Source organism: Streptomyces sp. NPDC048507 (genome assembly GCF_043199995.1).
In the GTDB taxonomy this organism is placed as follows: Bacteria; Actinomycetota; Actinomycetes; order Streptomycetales; family Streptomycetaceae; genus Streptomyces.
Genome location: NZ_JBICWZ010000001.1, coordinates 415,122 through 432,056, shown reverse-complemented (window position 1 = coordinate 432,056; position 16,935 = coordinate 415,122). Strand labels below are relative to the sequence as shown.

Below are 16,935 nucleotides of genomic sequence, written 5' to 3'. Positions count from 1 at the left end.
GTCAGTTCACCACTCCGGTCATGACGGCGACGGGGACGGACACGAAGCCCGCGAAGAGGACGAGGGCCAGGGCGTTGGCCAGGAACTTCAGCGTCCGCTCGCGCCGGGCGCGGCCCGCCCCGAGGGTCTGGGCGGCGCTCCAGAAGCCGTGGCGGACGTGCAGGCCGAGGGCGGCCATCGCCACGATGTAGATCGTGTTCCCGTACCAGGTGGAGAAGGTGGCCAGGACGTTCTCGTACGGGTGACCGGCCCAGGCGCGCTCGTTGACGGTGAGGGTGGTCAGGTCGAGGAGGTGCCAGACGATGAAGAGGGCGAGGATGATCCCGCCCCAGCGCATGGTGCGGGTGGCGTAGCTCGCGCGGCGGCGCTTGTGGACGTACTTCACCGGGCGCGCCCTGATGTCGCGGCGGCTCAGCTGGTAGGCGCACACCGCGTGGGCGACGACGGCGGCGACGAGCACGACGCGGACGATCCACAGGGCCCACTCGTGGTGTAGGAAGGGGGAACCGAGGGTGCGCAGCCAGTGGGCGTAGCCGTTGAACTCGTCGGCACCGAAGAAGATCTTGAGGTTGCCGAGCATGTGCACGACGAGGTAGCCGAGCATGATCAGGCCGGAGACGGCCATCACGGACTTCTTGCCGACGGTGGAGTCCCAGACGGTGCGTGAGGTGGACGGCCGTCGATCCGTCCGCGTTGCCAGAGCCATGCCATTGACCGTAAGGACCAAAGTCCCGAAAGGTCCAAGACATGGAAGAGCTGATCGCGATAGGCAATCCCTATCGGCGGGCCTACGCTGGGGGCATGCAGTTCCAGCAGCTCGTCTACTTCGTGGCCGTCGCCGAGACCCGGCACTTCACCCGCGCCGCCGAGCGCGAGCACGTGGCGCAGCCCTCGCTGTCGCAGCAGATCAAGGCCCTGGAGCGGGAGCTGGGGGCCGAACTGTTCAGCCGCGTCCGGGGGAACATCGCGCTCACCGACGCGGGCGAGGCACTGCTCCCACTGGCCCGCCGGATCCTGGCCGACGCGGACACGGCGCGGCTGGAGGTCCAGGAGCTGGCGCAGCTGCGCCGGGGGCGGGTGCGGCTGGGCGCGACGCCGAGCGTGTGCACGGGTCTGCTGCCCGCCGTACTGCGGGCCTTCCACACGGCGCACCCGGGGATCGAGCTGCTGATCGAGGAGAGCGGTTCGCTGGACCTGGTGCGCGAACTGGCGCGCGGGGCCCTGGACCTGGCGCTGATCGCACTGCCGCTGCCGCCCTCGGCGCCCGCCCTGACGACGGTGGAGCTGCTGACGGAGGAACTGGTCGTGGTGTCGTCGGCCGCGCTCCCGGCACCGGCGGGAGGCCGGGAGCCGACGATCGCGGACCTGCGCGACGAGCCCATGGTGATGTTCCGGCACGGCTACGACCTGCGGGACCTGACCGTGGCGGCCTGCCGGGCAGCGGGCTTCGAGCCGGTGTTCACGGTGGAGGGCGGCGAGATGGACGCGGTACTGGGCTTCGCGCGGGCGGGGCTGGGCATCGCGTTGGTTCCGGCCATGGTCGTCGACCACGCCGATCCGGGCCTGCGCACCACCCGCCTCGCCGGCTCCCCGCTGCGTCGCACGATCGCCCTGGCCCACCGCACCGACGTGGCGCCGCCCCGCGCGGCACGCGAGCTCAAGCGCATGCTCGTCGACTGACCCTCCCCCCCACCCCGAGCCCCCGGGGCCCGGCTCAGCCACCGGCGCCGATCACCTCGTCACGGCGGTCGTACCAGCGCAGCGAATCGCGGATGCCGTCCTCCAGGGAGTACTCGGCCTTCCAGCCGAGCAGTTCCCCGGCCAGCTCGGCGCGGGCGTAGGCACCTGCGGAGTCCCCGGGCCTGCGGGCGGTCTCGACGACGGGGAGCGGCACCCCGGTGACCGACTCGAACGCGGTGACGAGTTCGCGGACGGTGGTGCCCCGGCCGGTGCCGAGGTTGACGACCCGGTAGGGCTGCTCCCGGGTGATCGCCCCGAACCGCTCGATGGCCCGGACGTGGGCGGTGGCCAGGTCCCAGACGTGGACGTAGTCGCGGATCCCCGAGCCGTCACGCGTCGGGTAGTCGGTGCCGGTGAGGGAGAACGTCTCCCGGGCGTGATGGACGTCGATCATCTTGCCCAGGGCGTGCGTGGGCGTCCTGATCTGGAGTCCGCTGCGCAGACGGGGATCGGCACCGATGGGGTTGAAGTAGCGCAGGGAGACGACGTCCAGCGCGCCGGAGGCGGCGACGTCGCACAGGACCGTCTCGAAGAGCGCCTTCGTCCGCGCGTACGGGCTGAGCGTCTCGACCGGGGAGTCCTCGTCGACGGAGAAGTCCTCGGGGTCGGCCCGGTAGAGCGAGGCCGAACTGCTGAAGAGCAGGTTGCGGCAGCCGCCCCGGACGAGGTGCTCCAGGAACTGGATGCCCTTGGAGACGTTTTCGCGGTAGTAGCCGAGGGGGTTCGCGACCGAGTCCGGGACGACGATGAGGGCGGCGCAGTCGATGGCCGTCCGGATGTCGGGGTGCTCGGCGAAGATCCGGTCGACCAGGGCGCCGTCGCAGATGTCCCCCTCGTAGAAGATCCGCCCTTCGGTGAACTCCCGCCGGCCGGTGGCGAGGTTGTCGAGGATAACGGGGGTGATGCCGTGGTCGGCGCAGGCCGAGGCGACGGTGCTGCCGATGAATCCGGCGCCACCCGCGATCAGTACCTTCAAGGGTCGTCCTTTCGTCGGCCACACGGCGCTTCCGCCGGGGCGGGCCACTTCATCCAACACCACCTCCGGGAACGGGTGGGGCGGGGGCGGTGTGCGCGTCGGGAAGGTCCGCCGGGTGGCGGCGGGGCGGGAGGGCGGCGTCCAGGCCGTCCGCCACGAGGGCGAAGGCGGTGTCGGCGTCGGCGAGGGCCGTGGGGTAGACCTCGTCGGCGCTCCGGCCGGCGGAGATCCGCCGCCAGTTCTCGCGGCCCAGCTCCTGGCGGACCGTCACCAGGCTCAACGACGCCAGACGGGCGGTCAGCGGGGCGACCGCTTCCGCCTCCAGGACGGCGGCGAGCAGCTCCACTTCGCGCGCCGTGTAGTGCGCCATGCGGGACTCCAGGCTCGGCGTGGAGTACAGCAGCCGCTGGAAGGCGAGCACGCCGGGATGGTCACAGAGCCCGGTGATGGGGTCGCGCCCGGCGAGGGCCTCCACGAAGTGCTCGCGCACCGCCCGCACGGGAGTGCGGCCGGGCGCCCGGTCGCGCACGATGCGCGCCGCCTCGTCCTGGTGGTCGGCGAACCGGTCGAGCAGCAGGTCCTCCTTGCTGGGGAAATACCGGAAAAGGGTGGGTTTGGAGACCTCGGCCGCCGCGGCCACATCGGCCACCGAAACGGCGTCGAAGCCACGCTCCAGGAAGAGTTCGAGCGCCGTGGCCGCCAGCTGGCGGCGCGTACGCAGTTTCTTGCTCTCGCGCAGGCCGGTCGTCTTGTCCATGCTCCACAGCGTAGCACAGGATCATTACCGAGTTAATTTCGTAACCAGGTTGCTTTTTCGCGGGCGAGGCGCTTTCCTTGAGTCACCGACGACGAGAGGACCTCCGATGACCGACGTACTGATCGCGGGCTCCGGCCCCACCGGGCTGACCCTGGCCTGTGACCTCGCCCTCAGGGGCGTCCGCGTGCGCGTCCTCGAACGGCGGCCGGGTCCGCACCGCGAGTCCCGCGGCAAAGGCCTCACCCCGGAGGGTCTGGCGGCCCTCGGCCGCCTCGGCGTCGCCGAGCAGCTCTGCGCCCTCGGCACGCGGGGCCTGGTGCTGCGCAAGTACTTCGACGGCGCCCACGTCGGCGACACACCCGGCGGCGACGGGCTCCTCATCGGCCAGTGGCGGGTCGAGGAGGTGCTGCGGGAGCGGCTCGCCGGATTCGGCGTACGGGTCGAGTACGGGGCCGGGGTCGCCGGCATCGCCCAGGACGCGGGCGGGGTCACCGCGCGGCTGTCCGACGGACGCACGGCCCGGGCGGGTTACCTCGCCGGGTGCGACGGGGGCCGCAGCACGGTCCGGGAGCTGCTCGGGATCTCCTTCGACGGGTACACCGAGGAGACGCCGACGATGGTGCTCGGCGACGTGCGGGCCCCTGCCCTGAGCCGGGCGTACTGGCACCAGTGGTTCAGCTCGGACGGCGGCGGCATGCTGCTCTGCCCGATGCCGGGGACGGACTCCTTCCAGCTCCAGGCCGCGCCGGAGCTCGACGAGGACGGGCGGCCCCTGCCTCCGACCCTGGAGGGCTTCCAGCGGCTCTTCGACCGGCATGCCCGGATGGCGGGGATACGGCTCGTGGAGGCCACCTGGATATCGGACTGGCGGGTCAACGTCAGGATGGCCGCCCGGATGCGTGCGGGCCGGGTCTTCCTCGCCGGGGACGCGGCCCATGTCCACCCGATAGCCGGCGGGCTGGGCATGAACACCGGCATCCAGGACGCCGTGGCCCTCGGGCGGGCCCTCGCGAGCGCCCCGGCCGGGCCGGGCGCACAGGAGGCGCTCGATGCCTACGAGGCCGAGCGGCTGCCGGCGGCGGCGGAGCTGCTGGCCGACACCACGGCCCGGCACCGGCGGGTGCTGGCCGCCGTCCGCGAGCCCGGCCGGGGGACCGAAGCCGGGCTGGACTGACCCCGGAACCACCCAGCCCGGCCGTCCCCGACTGCCCGGCCCCGCCCGCCCCGCCCGCCCCGTCGGCCGGGTGGGCTCGGGGCGGCGTGGCGGGGGCGGGGGCGGACCGGGTCAGGGGGTGGTGACGGCGTCCGAGAGGGAGAGCGTGTGGATGCGGTCCGGGGCGCCCGGGCGGGCGTAGTACCAGCCCTGGGCGGTGTCGCAGCCCAGGGCGCGGAGCTGGGCCGCCTGGACGCCGGTCTCCACTCCCTCGACCGTCACCGCGAGTTCGAGGCTGTGGGCCAGGGCGACGATGCCCTCCACGATCTTGACGTCCACGGGGTTGGCCGGCTGCTGCTGCATCCCCTGGGTGAAGGAACGGTCCAGTTTGAGCACGCTCACGGGCAGACGGCGCAGGTTGGCCAGGTTCGAGTAGCCGGTGCCGAAATCGTCCAGGGCGATGTCGACTCCGAGGGCGGCCAGCCGGCGCAGCGGTTCCAGGAGTTCGTCGTCGGCTCCTATCAGCGCCGACTCCGTGACCTCCAGGCACAGGGCGCCCGGGGCCAGGCCCGAGCTCTCCAGGACCCGTACGGTGTCGGCCACCAGTCCCGGGTGGTGGAGCTGGGTCGGCGAGAGGTTGACGTTGACGCGCAGCGCCGAACCGCCGTGCTCCAGCTGCCAGGTGCGGGCCTGGCGGACGGACTCCTCCAGCACCCAGCGGCCCAGCGGCACGATCAGTCCGGTGCGCTCGGCGAGCGGGATGAAACGATCCGGGCCGAGCACCCCGTACTGCGGGTGCGACCAGCGGACCAGTGCCTCCGCGCCGTGCACGCTGCCGTCGTGCATGTGCACCAGCGGCTGGTACTCGATGAAGAACTCGCCGCGTTCCAGCGCCGCGGGCAGGGCGTTGGTCAGCCCGTGCCGGGTGATGGCCCGGGCGTCGGCCTCCTCGTCGGCGAACTCGAAGCGGTTGCCGCCGGCCGCCTTGGCCCGGTACATGGTGATGTCGGCGCTGCGCAGCACTTCGGCCGGGGTCCGCTCGCCCGCCCGGCCCTCGACGATGCCGATGCTGCCGCGGACCGTCAGCTCCCGCCCCTCCAGGCGGATGGGCGTGGACAGAGCGGACAGGATGCGCACCGCGAGGTCCGTCACCTTCTCCTCGCTGTCGGCGGCGGGGCCGGTGGTCAGGGCGACGAACTCGTCACCGCCCAGGCGGGCGACCACCTCGCCCGGTCCCGTCGCACAGCTCTGCAGACGGTCGGCCACCTCGACCAGCAGCCGGTCCCCCGCCGAGTGGCCCAGGCTGTCGTTGACCGCCTTGAACCCGTCGAGGTCCAGGTAGCACAGGCCGAAGCGGGTGCCGGCGGCCCCGGCCAGGGCCTTCTCCAGCCGCTCGAAGAACAGCGTCCGGTTGGGCAGGCCGGTCAGCGCGTCGTGGGTGGCCTCGTAGCGCAGGCGCAGGTTGAGGAGCCGGCGTTCGGTGGTGTCCTCCATCAGCGCGAGCTGGTACTGCGGCACGCCGTCGGCGTCGCGCAGCAGGGACACCGTCAGGTTCGTCCACAGGACGGTCCCGTCGTGCCGGTAGTAGGGCTTCTCCACGCGGTAGTGCTCGCGCTCACCGCGCACCAGTTCCCCGTACATCCGCCAGACGTGCGGGGTGTCGTCGGGGTGGCCCCACTCGCTGACGTTGCGGCCCCGGACGTGCCCCTCCAGACCGCCGAACATCTGCAGGAGGGTGTCGTTGACCTCCAGCACGTTGCCCTGCAGATCGGCGATGCCGATGCCGACGGCAGCGCCCTCGAAGACCGCCCGGAAGCGTTCCTCGCTGGCGTGCAGGGCCTGCTGGGCGTCGATGCGGGCCGTCAGGGCGGAACGGGCGATCGCCTCCTGCTCCTTCAAAGTCCGCTCGCGCAGGGCGCGGGCGAACCCGGCCGCGATCCCGTGCTGGAGCCGGGCGCAGCGGGAGCGGTACTCCTCGGTGCCCTCGGTCCCGGCCCCGTCCGGGCCGCAGTAGAGCACCAGGTACGACTCGACCACCCCGAGGGTGCCGGCCAGGGCCTCCGGGTCGGTGCAGTGCACGGCGACGAGCTCGGCGCCGACCCGCTGGGCGACGCCGGCGTCGAAGGGCCGGGCGTGCAGGGCCTCGGTCAGGGTCCGGGTGAGGGGGACGAGGTGCTGTTCGAACTCCGGGCGGGTCAGGGAGGTGGCGGTGACGGGGAAGATCGCCCGTCCCCAGATGGTCGCGAAGCGTGCGATCCGGTCCTCCAGACCGCTCCGCAGCTCGCGCAGCGGCGCCCGGCCCTGGTGCGGGCCGGGCGGTGCGGGCGCCTGCGTCGGCGCGGGCGGGGCGGGCGGCGCGGGCGACACCCGGGGTCGCGGCCGCGACCCCCGCGGCACGGGCGGGGCGGGCGGCGCGGGGGCGGGCCGGGCGGCGAGCCCCTGCGGAACGGCCCTGGCCGCGGGGGCGGGCTTGGCTGCGGCCGGCCGGGCAGCGGGAGCGGGCCGGGCCGCGGGGGCCGGCCGGGCCGCCGGTACCGCGGCGGAGCCGGGTGGCGGGTCGTGCGGGCCGGGCAGGGCGTGCGGGGGCTGCGTGCCTCCCGGGTCCGCCGCGCGGGCCGGGCTCGGTGTGGCGGGCGGCGGGGTAGGGGCGGGGAGTCTCACGGCTTGAGTCCCACGCCGCCGTAGCCCGAGAAGGCGTACGGGTCTTCCGGCTCCTCCCCCTCGGCGAGGGGTCCGGTGCGGTCCGGCCGCCAGTCCGGCATCGAGACCAGGCCCGGTTCCAGCAGCCCGAACCCGTCGAAGAAGCCGCTGATCCGGTCGTGGCTGCGCATCACCAGGGGATTGCGGATGTCCCGGTAGACGCCGACCATGCCGTCCGTGACCTCCTCGCTGAGCGGGATGCCCTCGTAGGAGGCGTGGGTGAGGATCAGCATGCTGCCCGGGGCCAGCGCGTCGCGCAGCTGCGCCACGGCGGCGTACGGCTCGTCCGCGTCCTCCAGGAAGTGCAGCACGGCGACCAGCAGCAGGGCGACGGGCCGCTCCAGGTCGAGCAGCCGCGCGGTCTCGGTGGAGCCGAGGACGTCCTGGGGCTTGCGCAGGTCCGCGGCGACCACGCCGGTGCGGTCGTCACCGGCGAGGACGGCCTGGCTGTGGGCCACGGCCACCGGGTCGTGGTCGACGTAGACGACACGGGCCTCGGGGCTCGCTGCGTGGGCCACCTCGTGGACGTTGCCGAAGGTGGGGATGCCGGAGCCGATGTCGAGGAACTGCGTGATGCCCTCGGCCACGGCGTGCCGGACGGCGCGCCGCATGAATGCCCGGTTGGCCTGCATGACCTTGGGGAGCCCCGGCATGAATTCCATGGCCCGGCGGGCCGCCTGGCGGTCGACCTCGAAATTGTGGGAGCCGCCCAGGTAGTAATCGTAGATGCGGGACACGCTCGGCACCGATATGTCGATGCCTGGCGGCGCCCAGGCGGGGCGTTCCATCGGGGTCTCCAAGCCGTAGTCGTGCCGGTCCGTCCGGGGGGTGGGACGTGCGTCGGACTCCTGTCCGAGCCGAATGTACTGATCATTGCCCAACGGAGCGAGTAAAAGCGGAAATTGGCGGTCCGTTCTTGGTCACACACCAAAGGCACGTACAGGTCCGAACAGCCTCGGCGAAGAAACCGACAAATACCTTTTGAGAAAGGAAGGGCGACCGGTCGTACACGCCCCGAAGCTGGCTCAAACCTCTACGGTCCGAACTACGCCCGTTCAGGCGAACCGGCTCCGTGCCCCCCGCGCGCGGGCGCGCGTGGCCCCATGCTCCCCGGGTGAACAGACCCTGTGCCCGGCGCCTGCTGGCGGTCCCGGTCCTGCTGTGGGCGACGTTGTCGGCCACGCCCGCCGTGGCCGATAGCCGCGCCTACGTGACGATCGACGCCGGGGACGGCGACGGCGCCCCGGCGGTGTTCGCGGCCGCCCGCGGCGGCGCGGGCGGAAGCGGCCGGGGTGGCGGACATCACGGCGGCGGCCATGACGACGACCACGACGGCGGTCACGGCCACGGCGGCGGAAACGGGCACGGCGGGGGTCACGGCGGAGGGCACGGCGGCCACCACTGCCCGCCCCCGCCTCCCCCGCCCTGCCCGCCCGAGCCCACGCCCACCCCGACGCCCACGCCCACGCCCACTCCCACGCCGACCCCGCCGAAGCCGACCCCGAAGCCGACCCCGACCCCGACGCCCCCGCCCGCCCCGAAGCCCAAGCCACCACCACCGCCCCCGCCCGCGCCCCGGCCGCCCGCGCCGGCCCCCGCGCCGCCCCCGCCGCCCCGGGTGCCCGAGCCCCCGGCGCCGCCCGCTCCCGCACCGCCGCCGGCTCCCGCTCCGTCGGCGACGCCCCCGCCCGCCCCGAAGAAGCACGTGGCGCGCCCCGCCTACCACTCCACCGTCCGCAAGCCGGCCGAGCACCACATCTCGCCGGTCACCTTCACCCTCATGACCGCGGCCCCCGCCGTGCTCGCGATCGTCGCGCTGCGCCCGCGCTAGGCCTTCCCCTCCGGACCCCGCCCGGCCCCCGTGCCCGAGCGGTCCGCCGATTCACCGATTGGGAGTCATCTTGTCGGAATGGCTCGTCCTGTCCCTCGCGATGGCCGCCGCCTGTGCCGTGGTCCTCGCCATCGTCTTCTTCAACCAGCGCCGGATCGGCGAGGACGACGATCCGAACGAGACCCCGGACGTCATCGAGTACATGACGATGATGATCGGGGTGATCTACGCGATCGTGCTGGGCCTGGCGATCGCCGGCGTCTGGGAGGGCCGCGGGGCCGCCCAGGAGTACGTGCGCCAGGAAGCCCAGGCCCTGCACGAGATCAGCGTCCGCTCCGAGGTCTACCCGCCCGCCGTGCGCGGGCGGATCCGCGCCGACGTCGACGCGTACGTGACGTACGTGGTCGACACGGAATGGCGGGAGATGGCCGACCACGGCAACCTCAGCGACCACAGCGCGCAGCTGCTGGAGCGGATCCGCCGCGACGTGACCGACTACGAGCCGCAGACCGACCACGAGGGGCAGGCCTACCAGCCGCTCGTCGACCAGGTCGGAGCCGTGGACGACGCCCGCAACGCCCGCGGCCAGAGCGCCGGGGCCACCATGCCCGGGGTGGTGTGGTTCGGACTGATCGCCGGGGCGCTGGTGACCGTCGGGCTGATCTTCACCCTGCAGATCCGCCGTTCGTTCCGGGAGCTGCTGCTGGCGGGCCTGTTCAGCGCGCTGATCGCCTTCCTGCTCTTCCTCATCTGGGACTTCGACGCCCCCTTCGGCCGGGGCGTCGCGGCCACCGCCGAACCCTTCTTCGCCCAGTTCCCGCACCTGGGGCTGAAGGACTGACCGGGGAGCGGAAGTTCCGGGCAAACCGGGGGCGGCCCGTCCGTCCCCGGTTCGGCCTACGGGCATGCCCCATTCGCCCGTTCCTGATCGCGGGTCACCGGCCCCGCGCCTAGCGTGGCGCACATCGAGGTGCACGACCCCCCACGTGCGGAAACGCTGCGCGACTGCTCCTCGGGGATCCGGAGAACCGCCCATGGGTGCGATACGCAGCTCCGCCACCGCCCTGCTGAGCGCCGGCGCCTCGTGCGCGGCGTTCGCACTGGGACTCTCCGGCGCGCCCGCCGCCCTCGCGGCCGAAGCGGCGCCCGTGACCTCCTTCGGCTTCGCCATCACCCCCTCGACGGTCGCGCCCGGCGGTCAGGCGGTGCTCTCCGTCAGCGGCTGCGGGGCCGCGTACGCCACCGCCTCCTCCGGTGTCTTCGACACCGTGAGCATCGCGCGCGGACAGACCGCCCGGGTCACGGTGGACCGTGACTCCCGGCGCGGAGCCCAGTACTCCGTCTCCTTCACCTGCAACGGGGAGACCGGCTCCACGGACCTCACCATCGCCGGTGGCACCTCGAAGCCCACCACCAGCTCCACCTCCGGCCCCCGGACCCCGGCGAGCCCGGCCCCGGCCACCTCCCGGGCCACGCCCGCGCCCGTACGCCCCACGCCCACCCGCACGGCGACGGCCGGCACGAGCACCGGCAAGACGACCGGCACGGCCACCGGTACGACGCGCCGCCCGAGCACCCCGACGGCCTCGCTCGGTGTGCGGGGCGGGCTCGGCGGCAGCGTGGCCGACCGCGACCCCGCGGAACTCGGCGCGGGAGCCGCCCTGTTCCTGGCGGCATCGGGCGCCGCGGCGTACGTCCTGCGCCGGCGCCGCACGGCCCGCCGGCACTGACCCCCGACCGGCCGCGGCCCCGTCCGCAACCCGGGCGGCCGCCGGTCGCCCCGGGTCCTGGGCGGGACCCGGGGGGAGCGGCGGCGGGCCGGCCCGTGGGACGGCGTCGTGGCGGCCAGGGCCGTCAGACCCGCGAGCCGACCGGACGGCGGCGCCGGATCACGTGCGCGCCCGCACCCAGCGCGGCGACGCCGACGAGGCTCGCTCCGATGGCCGTCTCGGTGGTGGACGGGCCGAAGGAGCCGCCGATGCCGCCCTGTGCGCCGTTGCCCGCCAGGATCGTGAAGCGGTGCGTGGCGACCAGGCTGTTGTCGTGGCACTTGACGGACAGGGTGTGGTGGCCCGGCGAGGCGTGGTTGAAGATCCGGACGGTCGCGAAGCCGATGGAACCGGCCGACAGGTTGGTCTGCGGAAAGTTGCCGTGGGACCAGACGATGCCGCCGTGGCCGCAGCCGGCCGCACTGACCTGCATCGAGGCGCCCTGGTGCACGGAGTACGGGTTGACCGTGACGTTGCTGGGCCCGTTCCCGCCGCCGGACGGGGGGTTCGCGGCGGCGAACGTGGCACTGAGCCCGATCGCGGCGCAGGCGGCCGCGGTCACGGTGAGAGCGCGGAAAACACGCATGGTGGAACCTCCAGCGGGAAGCGCCCCGGAGCGGTGGCCCGGGCAGATCGACGAGAACGCGTCCCATCACGAACCCTCGGGCCGGTCCGCAACCAGCGCATTTCCGCCTTTGGGCCGCCCGGTTGAGCGACACGCCGATGCGCGGTGTGTTGATCTGACGGATCCGCAGGTCACGACCCGTCAGGCATTTATGTGACGATTACCTGGATGGGCGCACCCCTTCCGGACGCACCACCCGTTCGCCCTTCCCCGATCGCCGTCTCGCCGGTACGGCCTTAGCGTGCGGGAAGAAGGGCGTACCGGGGAGGGACTGGAACGCGGGTCGGGACCCCCGCGTCGGGAAGGGAGAGCCATGCTCGAGGACGACCGCGAGCTGCCCAAGAGGAGGCGCTCCCCGTGGGGCGCACTCGCGTTGGTCATGCTCAGCGGCCTCGCCATGATGCGCAACGGGGCGAACGCCGAGGACGGGCCGCCGCAGCCGACGGCGGCGGCGGCGGTCGCCGTGCGCGCCGACCAGCTGCCGGCGCACCCGCCCACGCCGCCGCGGGACATGGAGGTGCTGGAGCACTCGTCGGTGCAGCGCGTCCGGATCCCGACGATCGGCGTGGACGCGCCGGTGATGACGGTCGGGCTGGACGCGCAGGGCTGGATCGAGGCCCCGCCGCCGCAGGACCGCAACCTCGCCGGCTGGTACCTCAACGGCATCTCGCCGGGCCAGCAGGGTTCGGCGGTGATCGTGGGCCACGTGGACAACGCGCAGGGACCGGCCGTCTTCTACGGGCTGGGCTCGGTGAAGCCGGGGAGCCGCATCGAGGTGGAGCGCTACGACGGCCGCACCGCGGTGTTCGAGGTGTACGGGGTCGAGGTGTTCGCGAAGGACGCCTTCCCCGGGGCCCGGGTGTACGGGGACACCGGCCACCCGGAGCTGCGGGTGATCACCTGTGGCGGCGGTTACTCGAAGGCCAAGGGCTACGACGGGAACGTGGTCGTGTTCGCCCGCATGGTGGAGGCCCGCTGAGGAATCGTTTCCCCGGCGGGCCCCGTCCCGTCTCCGTCTCCCGTCGCCGCCCCGCCGTGCTCAGCGGGGCGGCAGCGTGGGCAGTGTCATCCGGTAGCCGCGCGCGAGCAGCTGGGGCAGGTACGTCGCGACCGCCTGGACGCTCTGCGACCGGTTGCCGCCGGCGTCGTGGTTCAGCACGATCGCTCCGGGAGCGGCTCCGTCCAGGGCCCGGGAGACGATGGCGCCCGTGCCGGGTTCCTTCCAGTCGAGGGTGTCGACCGTCCAGGCCATCGGCTCCATGCCGAGGTCGGCGCCGATCTCGAAGGCGGCCCGGTTCCAGGCCCCGTAGGGCGCGCGGAACCATACGGGGGCCTCCCCCACGCTCTGCTGGACGACGTCGCTGGTGCGCCCGATCTCCGATTCGAGGGCTCCGCGGCCCAGCGAGGGGATGAGCGGGTGGGTCCAGGTGTGGTTGCCGATGACGTGGCCCTCGGAGACCATCCGGCGCAGCAGGTCGCGGTTGTCGGTGGCCATCTCCCCGCAGACGAAGAACATCGCGCGGACGTCGTGGCGGGCGAGGGTGTCCAGGATCGCGGGGGTGTAGCGGGGGTCCGGGCCGTCGTCGAAGGTGAGCACCATCGCCCGGCCGGTGCGGGCCCCGGCGGGCAGTTCCAGGATGGGCCGGGTGCGGACGGCGGGCTTCGCGGCGGCCGGCCGGGCGGGGGATTCGGCGGTCATCGGCCGCAGCCGGTAGGACTTCTCGGGCAGGGCCGCGGCGTTGAGTCCGGGCGGCCCGGCGGCGATGGCGGATCCGGGGCCCGCGGCCGGGGCGGGGCCGCCGGGGCCGCCGGGGCCCCCCGCGGGGGCCGGGGTGTCGGCCTCGCCTCCGGTGAGCATGCCGGAGGCGGCGGCGATTCCGAGGAAGACGGCGGTACGCAGGAGCACGCGTCGCCCTACTGTCGGCTCGTCATTTTTCATTATTACTACGTATCAACGACATCGCCGAAGATGTCGGGGGGCGCGGACGCGCCCGGTCCCCCTCACCCGCTCGGAGCAGCCGCGGCCGCCCGTCAGCCCCGGCGCACCAGGGGGAACGGCAGGGTCTCGCGGATGGTCAGGCCGGTGAGGAACATGACGAGCCGGTCCACGCCGATCCCCAGTCCGCCGGTGGGCGGCATCGCGTACTCCAGGGCGTCGAGGAAGTCCTCGTCGAGTTCCATCGCCTCCGGGTCGCCGCCCGCCGCGAGCAGGGACTGGGCGGTCAGCCGCCGCCGCTGTTCGACGGGGTCGGTCAGCTCCGAGTAGGCGGTGCCGAGTTCGGTGCCGAAGGCCACCAGGTCCCAGCGCTCGGCCAGCCGCGGGTCCTTGCGGTGCTGACGGGTGAGCGGGGATACGTCGGTGGGGAAGTCCTTGTAGAAGGTGGGGAGTTTCGTGCGCTCCTCCACCAGCCGTTCGTACATCTCCAGGACGACGTCCCCCCGGGTGTCCTCCGGCCGGTGCGGGACGCCGGCCGTGTCGCAGAGCCTGCGCAGGACCGGTTCCGCGGTGTCGGCGTCGACCTCCTCGCCGAGGGCCTCGCTGATCGCCCCGTACATCGTCTTGACGGGCCAGGTGCCGGAGATGTCGTGGACGACGAGCTTGCCGTCGGGCCCGGCCTTGTGCGCGACCGGGGAGCCGAAGGCGGCGGTCGCGGCGCCCTGGATGAGCTCGCGCGTCAAGTCGAGCATGACGTCGTAGTCGGCGAAGGCCTGGTAGGCCTCCAGCATCGTGAACTCGGGGTTGTGCTTGTAGGAGACGCCCTCGTTGCGGAAGGTGCGGCCCATCTCGAAGACCTTCTCCATGCCGCCGACGCAGAGCCGCTTGAGGTACAGCTCGGGGGCGATGCGCAGGTAGAGGTCGAGGTCGTAGGCGTTGATGTGGGTGCGGAAGGGCCGGGCGTTGGCTCCGCCGTGGATCTGCTGGAGCATCGGGGTCTCGACCTCCAGGTAGCCGCGGTCGAGGAGTCCCTGGCGCAGCGCCTGCACCGCGCTGGAGCGGGCGCGCACGACGTCGCGGGCCTCGGGGCTGGCGACGAGGTCGAGGTAGCGCCGCCGGACCCGGGCCTCCGGGTCTGCCAGGCCCTTGCGCTTGTCGGGCAGGGGGCGCAGGCACTTGCCGGTGAGCTGCCAGGAGGCGACCACCACCGACAGTTCGCCGCGACGGCTGGAGCCGACCTCTCCGCTCGCCACGACGTGGTCGCCGAAGTCGACCTGGGAGGTGAAGGAGTCCAGGGCCGGGGAGCCGCTCTCGTCGCGGGTGAACATCAGCTGGGTGTCGCCGGTCCAGTCGCGCAGGACGGCGAAGACGACGCCGCCGAGGTCGCGCACGACCATGACGCGTCCGGCGAGGGTGACCTCCTCGCCGGTGCGGGTGCCGGGCGGGTAGCCGGGGTGGGCGGCCTTCAGCTGGGCCACGGTGTGCGTGCGGGGGCGGATCCCGACCGGGTAGGGGTCGGTGCCCGAGGCGCGGATGCGGTCCAGTTTGGCGTGGCGGACGCGCACCTGGTCGGGCAGCCGTTCCTGTGGCGCCCGCGTCCCGTCCTCCCCCACGAGGTGCAGCCCGAGGGAGTCGATGGAGGGCAGCCCCGCGGTGTTGGCGGGGGCGGTGAGGCCCTTGGGGTGGCCGTTGCCCCAGAGGGTGCGCAGGCTCGGTACGGAGACGAAGCCCTCGGCGATGCCGGAGGCGAGGCTGACGCGGGCGAGCGAGCCGGCGTCCTGGTAGCACAGGAAGCGGGGGTACCACTCGGGGCCGTACTTCACGTTGGAGCGGTACAGGGCCTCCAGCTGCCACCAGCGGGAGAAGAACAGGAGCAGCTTGCGCCACAGCTTCAGGACCGGGCCGGCGCCGATCCGGCCGCCCTCCTCGAAGGCGGAGCGGAACACGGCGAAGTTGAGCGAGATCCGGCGCACGCCGAGGGAGGGGGCGGCGGCGCAGAGCTCGGCGACCATGAACTCCATGACCCCGTTGGGGGCGGAGCGGTCGCGGCGCATCAGGTCGAGGGAGATGCCGTCCTTCCCCCAGGGGACGAAGGAGAGCAGGGCGATCAGCTCGCCCGCGGCGTCGTAGGCCTCGACGAGCAGGCAGTCTCCGTCGGCGGCGTCGCCGAGCCGGTCGAGGGCCATGGAGAAGCCGCGTTCGGTCTCGGTGTCGCGCCACTTGTCGGCCCGGTCCACGATGATCTGCATCTCGTCCTCGGAGAGGGCGGAGTGCCGGCGGATCAGGGTGGTGGCGCCGGTGCGCCGGACCCGGTTGACGGCCTGGCGGGTGACCCGCATGTCGCGGCCGTCGAGGTCGAAGTGGGCGACGTGCAGGATGGCCTCGTCGCCGAGCTGGAGGGCGCTGAGCCCGGAGCGGGCGTACGCGGTCGCCCCGTCCTCGGAGGCGCCCATCACGGCCGGCTGCCAGCCGTAGCGCCGGGCCACGCCCAGCCAGGCGTCGACGGCGGGGGTCCAGGCGGCGGGGTCGCCGACGGGGTCGCCGCTGGCGAGGCAGACGCCGGCCTCGACGCGGTAGGTGACCGCGGCCTTGCCGTTGGGGGCGAAGACGACGGCCTTGTCGCGCCGGGTGGCGAAGTAGCCGAGGGAGTCGGCCCGGCCGTAGGCGCCGAGCAGGGCCCGGATGCGGGGCTCCTCGTCGCCGTGCAGGGCGGCGGTGAGGCGCTGCGAGCGGAAGAGGGTGGAGGCGGCGTTCAGCAGGGCGAGGGCGCCGAAGAGGCCGAGGAGGAAGTAGACCGGGCGGGGCGGGCGGCCGTCGAACTGGCGGGCGGAGAAGAGCCCGCCGAAGACCTGTTTGGCGGCCCAGTCGAGCCACTGCCCCTTGGGCAGGGTGCCGGGGAAGAGGGCGACCAGGCCCCAGCCGAGGAGGACGGCGGCGAGCAGGCCGAGGCCGAGCACGAGCATCGCCCGCCAGACGGCTCCGGGGCGGGAGGCGGCGTAGAACTCGCGGCGGGCGGCGATCAGTACGGCGAGGGCCGCCACGGCCAGGGCCATGGAGGGGCCGCCGATCCAGAGCTCATCGTCCGCGATGAGCAGCACGTCGACGAGGACGAGCAGGGCCAGATAGGTGACGACGATCCACCAGGCGATCTTCTTGCGCATGCCGAGCGCGGCCGCGAGGAGGAAGAGGAAGACGGCGTACGCGAGGTTCGCGCTGACCGGCACCACGAAGGCGTCGAGGAAGTCCACCACGGGCCGCAGCAGCCCGCGCAGCGTCGGGGAGAGCGCCAGCAGCGCGCACAGCAGGCCGAGCGTTCCGAAGAACGCTCCGAAGGCGTCCGGGACCCGGTTCAGGAAGTGGTTGCGGGTCCCCCGGGTCTCCTCCAGCGTGGCACTCATGTTTGGCACTGTAGGGAGGCCCGCGCGGGTCCGCGCGGCGAAGCGCCTAA

14 protein-coding genes are annotated in these 16,935 nt (G+C 73.3%); 6 read left to right on the top strand and 8 right to left on the bottom strand.

All coding sequences use genetic code 11. From position 1 onward, the window contains the following. Position 1: 1 nt before the first annotated feature. The gene (locus ACGFXC_RS01985; protein WP_393708529.1) at positions 2-706 is read right to left on the bottom strand and encodes a succinate dehydrogenase; all 705 of its coding nucleotides are present in this window, start codon (positions 704-706) and stop codon (positions 2-4) included. A gap of 95 nt (positions 707-801) precedes the next feature. Between ACGFXC_RS01985 and ACGFXC_RS01980 the strand changes: the two genes are divergently transcribed. Further along, the gene (locus ACGFXC_RS01980; RefSeq protein ID WP_393708527.1) at positions 802-1,680 is read left to right on the top strand and encodes a LysR family transcriptional regulator; all 879 of its coding nucleotides are present in this window, start codon (positions 802-804) and stop codon (positions 1,678-1,680) included. A 34-nt stretch (positions 1,681-1,714) separates the two neighbouring features. Here the strand turns inward: ACGFXC_RS01980 and galE are convergent, their stop codons facing one another. Beyond that, a complete protein-coding gene (gene galE, locus ACGFXC_RS01975) occupies positions 1,715-2,716 on the bottom strand; it encodes a UDP-glucose 4-epimerase GalE (protein ID WP_393708526.1) in 1,002 nt (333 codons plus the stop codon). 49 nt (positions 2,717-2,765) lie between these two features. Continuing rightward, complete coding sequence (locus tag ACGFXC_RS01970; protein ID WP_393708524.1) at positions 2,766-3,473, bottom strand: TetR/AcrR family transcriptional regulator; 708 nt, start codon at positions 3,471-3,473, stop codon at positions 2,766-2,768. A gap of 106 nt (positions 3,474-3,579) precedes the next feature. Between ACGFXC_RS01970 and ACGFXC_RS01965 the strand changes: the two genes are divergently transcribed. Beyond that, positions 3,580-4,647: an FAD-dependent monooxygenase gene (locus ACGFXC_RS01965; RefSeq protein ID WP_393708522.1), complete on the top strand. Its 1,068-nt coding sequence runs from the start codon at positions 3,580-3,582 to the stop codon at positions 4,645-4,647. Positions 4,648-4,758: 111 nt separating this feature from the next. On the opposite strand, the gene ACGFXC_RS01960 is transcribed toward ACGFXC_RS01965, so the two are convergent. Together ACGFXC_RS01960 and ACGFXC_RS01955 are read right to left on the bottom strand one after the other, a co-directional pair. Beyond that, positions 4,759-6,993, bottom strand: coding sequence for a putative bifunctional diguanylate cyclase/phosphodiesterase (locus tag ACGFXC_RS01960; protein WP_393708520.1), 2,235 nt, complete (start codon positions 6,991-6,993; stop codon positions 4,759-4,761). A 290-nt stretch (positions 6,994-7,283) separates the two neighbouring features. Further along, positions 7,284-8,114, bottom strand: a complete 831-nt coding sequence (locus ACGFXC_RS01955) for an SAM-dependent methyltransferase (RefSeq protein ID WP_393708518.1) — start codon at positions 8,112-8,114, stop codon at positions 7,284-7,286. 917 nt (positions 8,115-9,031) lie between these two features. Here ACGFXC_RS01955 and ACGFXC_RS01950 point away from each other — a divergent pair. From ACGFXC_RS01950 to ACGFXC_RS01940, 3 genes are all read left to right on the top strand, one after another. Further along, positions 9,032-9,157: a hypothetical protein gene (locus ACGFXC_RS01950; RefSeq protein ID WP_385318673.1), complete on the top strand. Its 126-nt coding sequence runs from the start codon at positions 9,032-9,034 to the stop codon at positions 9,155-9,157. Between the two features lie 70 nt (positions 9,158-9,227). Continuing rightward, entirely contained in the window at positions 9,228-9,998 is a 771-nt protein-coding gene (locus ACGFXC_RS01945) for a hypothetical protein (protein ID WP_393708516.1), read from the top strand. 193 nt (positions 9,999-10,191) lie between these two features. Then, on the top strand, positions 10,192-10,887 hold the full coding sequence (locus ACGFXC_RS01940) for a hypothetical protein (protein ID WP_393708514.1): 696 nt from the start codon (positions 10,192-10,194) through the stop codon (positions 10,885-10,887). Between the two features lie 124 nt (positions 10,888-11,011). On the opposite strand, the gene ACGFXC_RS01935 is transcribed toward ACGFXC_RS01940, so the two are convergent. Then, complete coding sequence (locus ACGFXC_RS01935) at positions 11,012-11,512, bottom strand: hypothetical protein (protein ID WP_393708512.1); 501 nt, start codon at positions 11,510-11,512, stop codon at positions 11,012-11,014. 352 nt (positions 11,513-11,864) lie between these two features. Here ACGFXC_RS01935 and ACGFXC_RS01930 point away from each other — a divergent pair, with 352 nt between their 5' ends. Continuing rightward, complete coding sequence (locus ACGFXC_RS01930) at positions 11,865-12,530, top strand: class F sortase (RefSeq protein ID WP_393708511.1); 666 nt, start codon at positions 11,865-11,867, stop codon at positions 12,528-12,530. Positions 12,531-12,590: 60 nt separating this feature from the next. On the opposite strand, the gene ACGFXC_RS01925 is transcribed toward ACGFXC_RS01930, so the two are convergent. Both ACGFXC_RS01925 and lysX read right to left on the bottom strand, forming a co-directional pair. Further along, positions 12,591-13,490, bottom strand: a complete 900-nt coding sequence (locus tag ACGFXC_RS01925; protein ID WP_393708510.1) for a polysaccharide deacetylase family protein — start codon at positions 13,488-13,490, stop codon at positions 12,591-12,593. 92 nt (positions 13,491-13,582) lie between these two features. Continuing rightward, positions 13,583-16,885, bottom strand: coding sequence for a bifunctional lysylphosphatidylglycerol synthetase/lysine--tRNA ligase LysX (lysX, locus tag ACGFXC_RS01920; RefSeq protein WP_393708508.1), 3,303 nt, complete (start codon positions 16,883-16,885; stop codon positions 13,583-13,585). Positions 16,886-16,935: the final 50 nt, after the last annotated feature.

Bases quoted from the DNA above. Each gene is read 5' to 3' on its own strand.
- ACGFXC_RS01965 (WP_393708522.1), top strand. From the start codon at position 3,580: ATGACCGACGTACTGATCGCGGGCTCCGGCCCCACCGGGCTGACCCTG.
- ACGFXC_RS01985 (WP_393708529.1), bottom strand. From the start codon at position 706: ATGGCTCTGGCAACGCGGACGGATCGACGGCCGTCCACCTCACGCACC.
- ACGFXC_RS01940 (WP_393708514.1), top strand. From the start codon at position 10,192: ATGGGTGCGATACGCAGCTCCGCCACCGCCCTGCTGAGCGCCGGCGCC.
- ACGFXC_RS01935 (WP_393708512.1), bottom strand. From the start codon at position 11,512: ATGCGTGTTTTCCGCGCTCTCACCGTGACCGCGGCCGCCTGCGCCGCG.
- ACGFXC_RS01930 (WP_393708511.1), top strand. From the start codon at position 11,865: ATGCTCGAGGACGACCGCGAGCTGCCCAAGAGGAGGCGCTCCCCGTGG.
- ACGFXC_RS01980 (WP_393708527.1), top strand. From the start codon at position 802: ATGCAGTTCCAGCAGCTCGTCTACTTCGTGGCCGTCGCCGAGACCCGG.
- ACGFXC_RS01970 (WP_393708524.1), bottom strand. From the start codon at position 3,473: ATGGACAAGACGACCGGCCTGCGCGAGAGCAAGAAACTGCGTACGCGC.
- lysX (WP_393708508.1), bottom strand. From the start codon at position 16,885: ATGAGTGCCACGCTGGAGGAGACCCGGGGGACCCGCAACCACTTCCTG.
- ACGFXC_RS01925 (WP_393708510.1), bottom strand. From the start codon at position 13,490: ATGAAAAATGACGAGCCGACAGTAGGGCGACGCGTGCTCCTGCGTACC.
- ACGFXC_RS01955 (WP_393708518.1), bottom strand. From the start codon at position 8,114: ATGGAACGCCCCGCCTGGGCGCCGCCAGGCATCGACATATCGGTGCCG.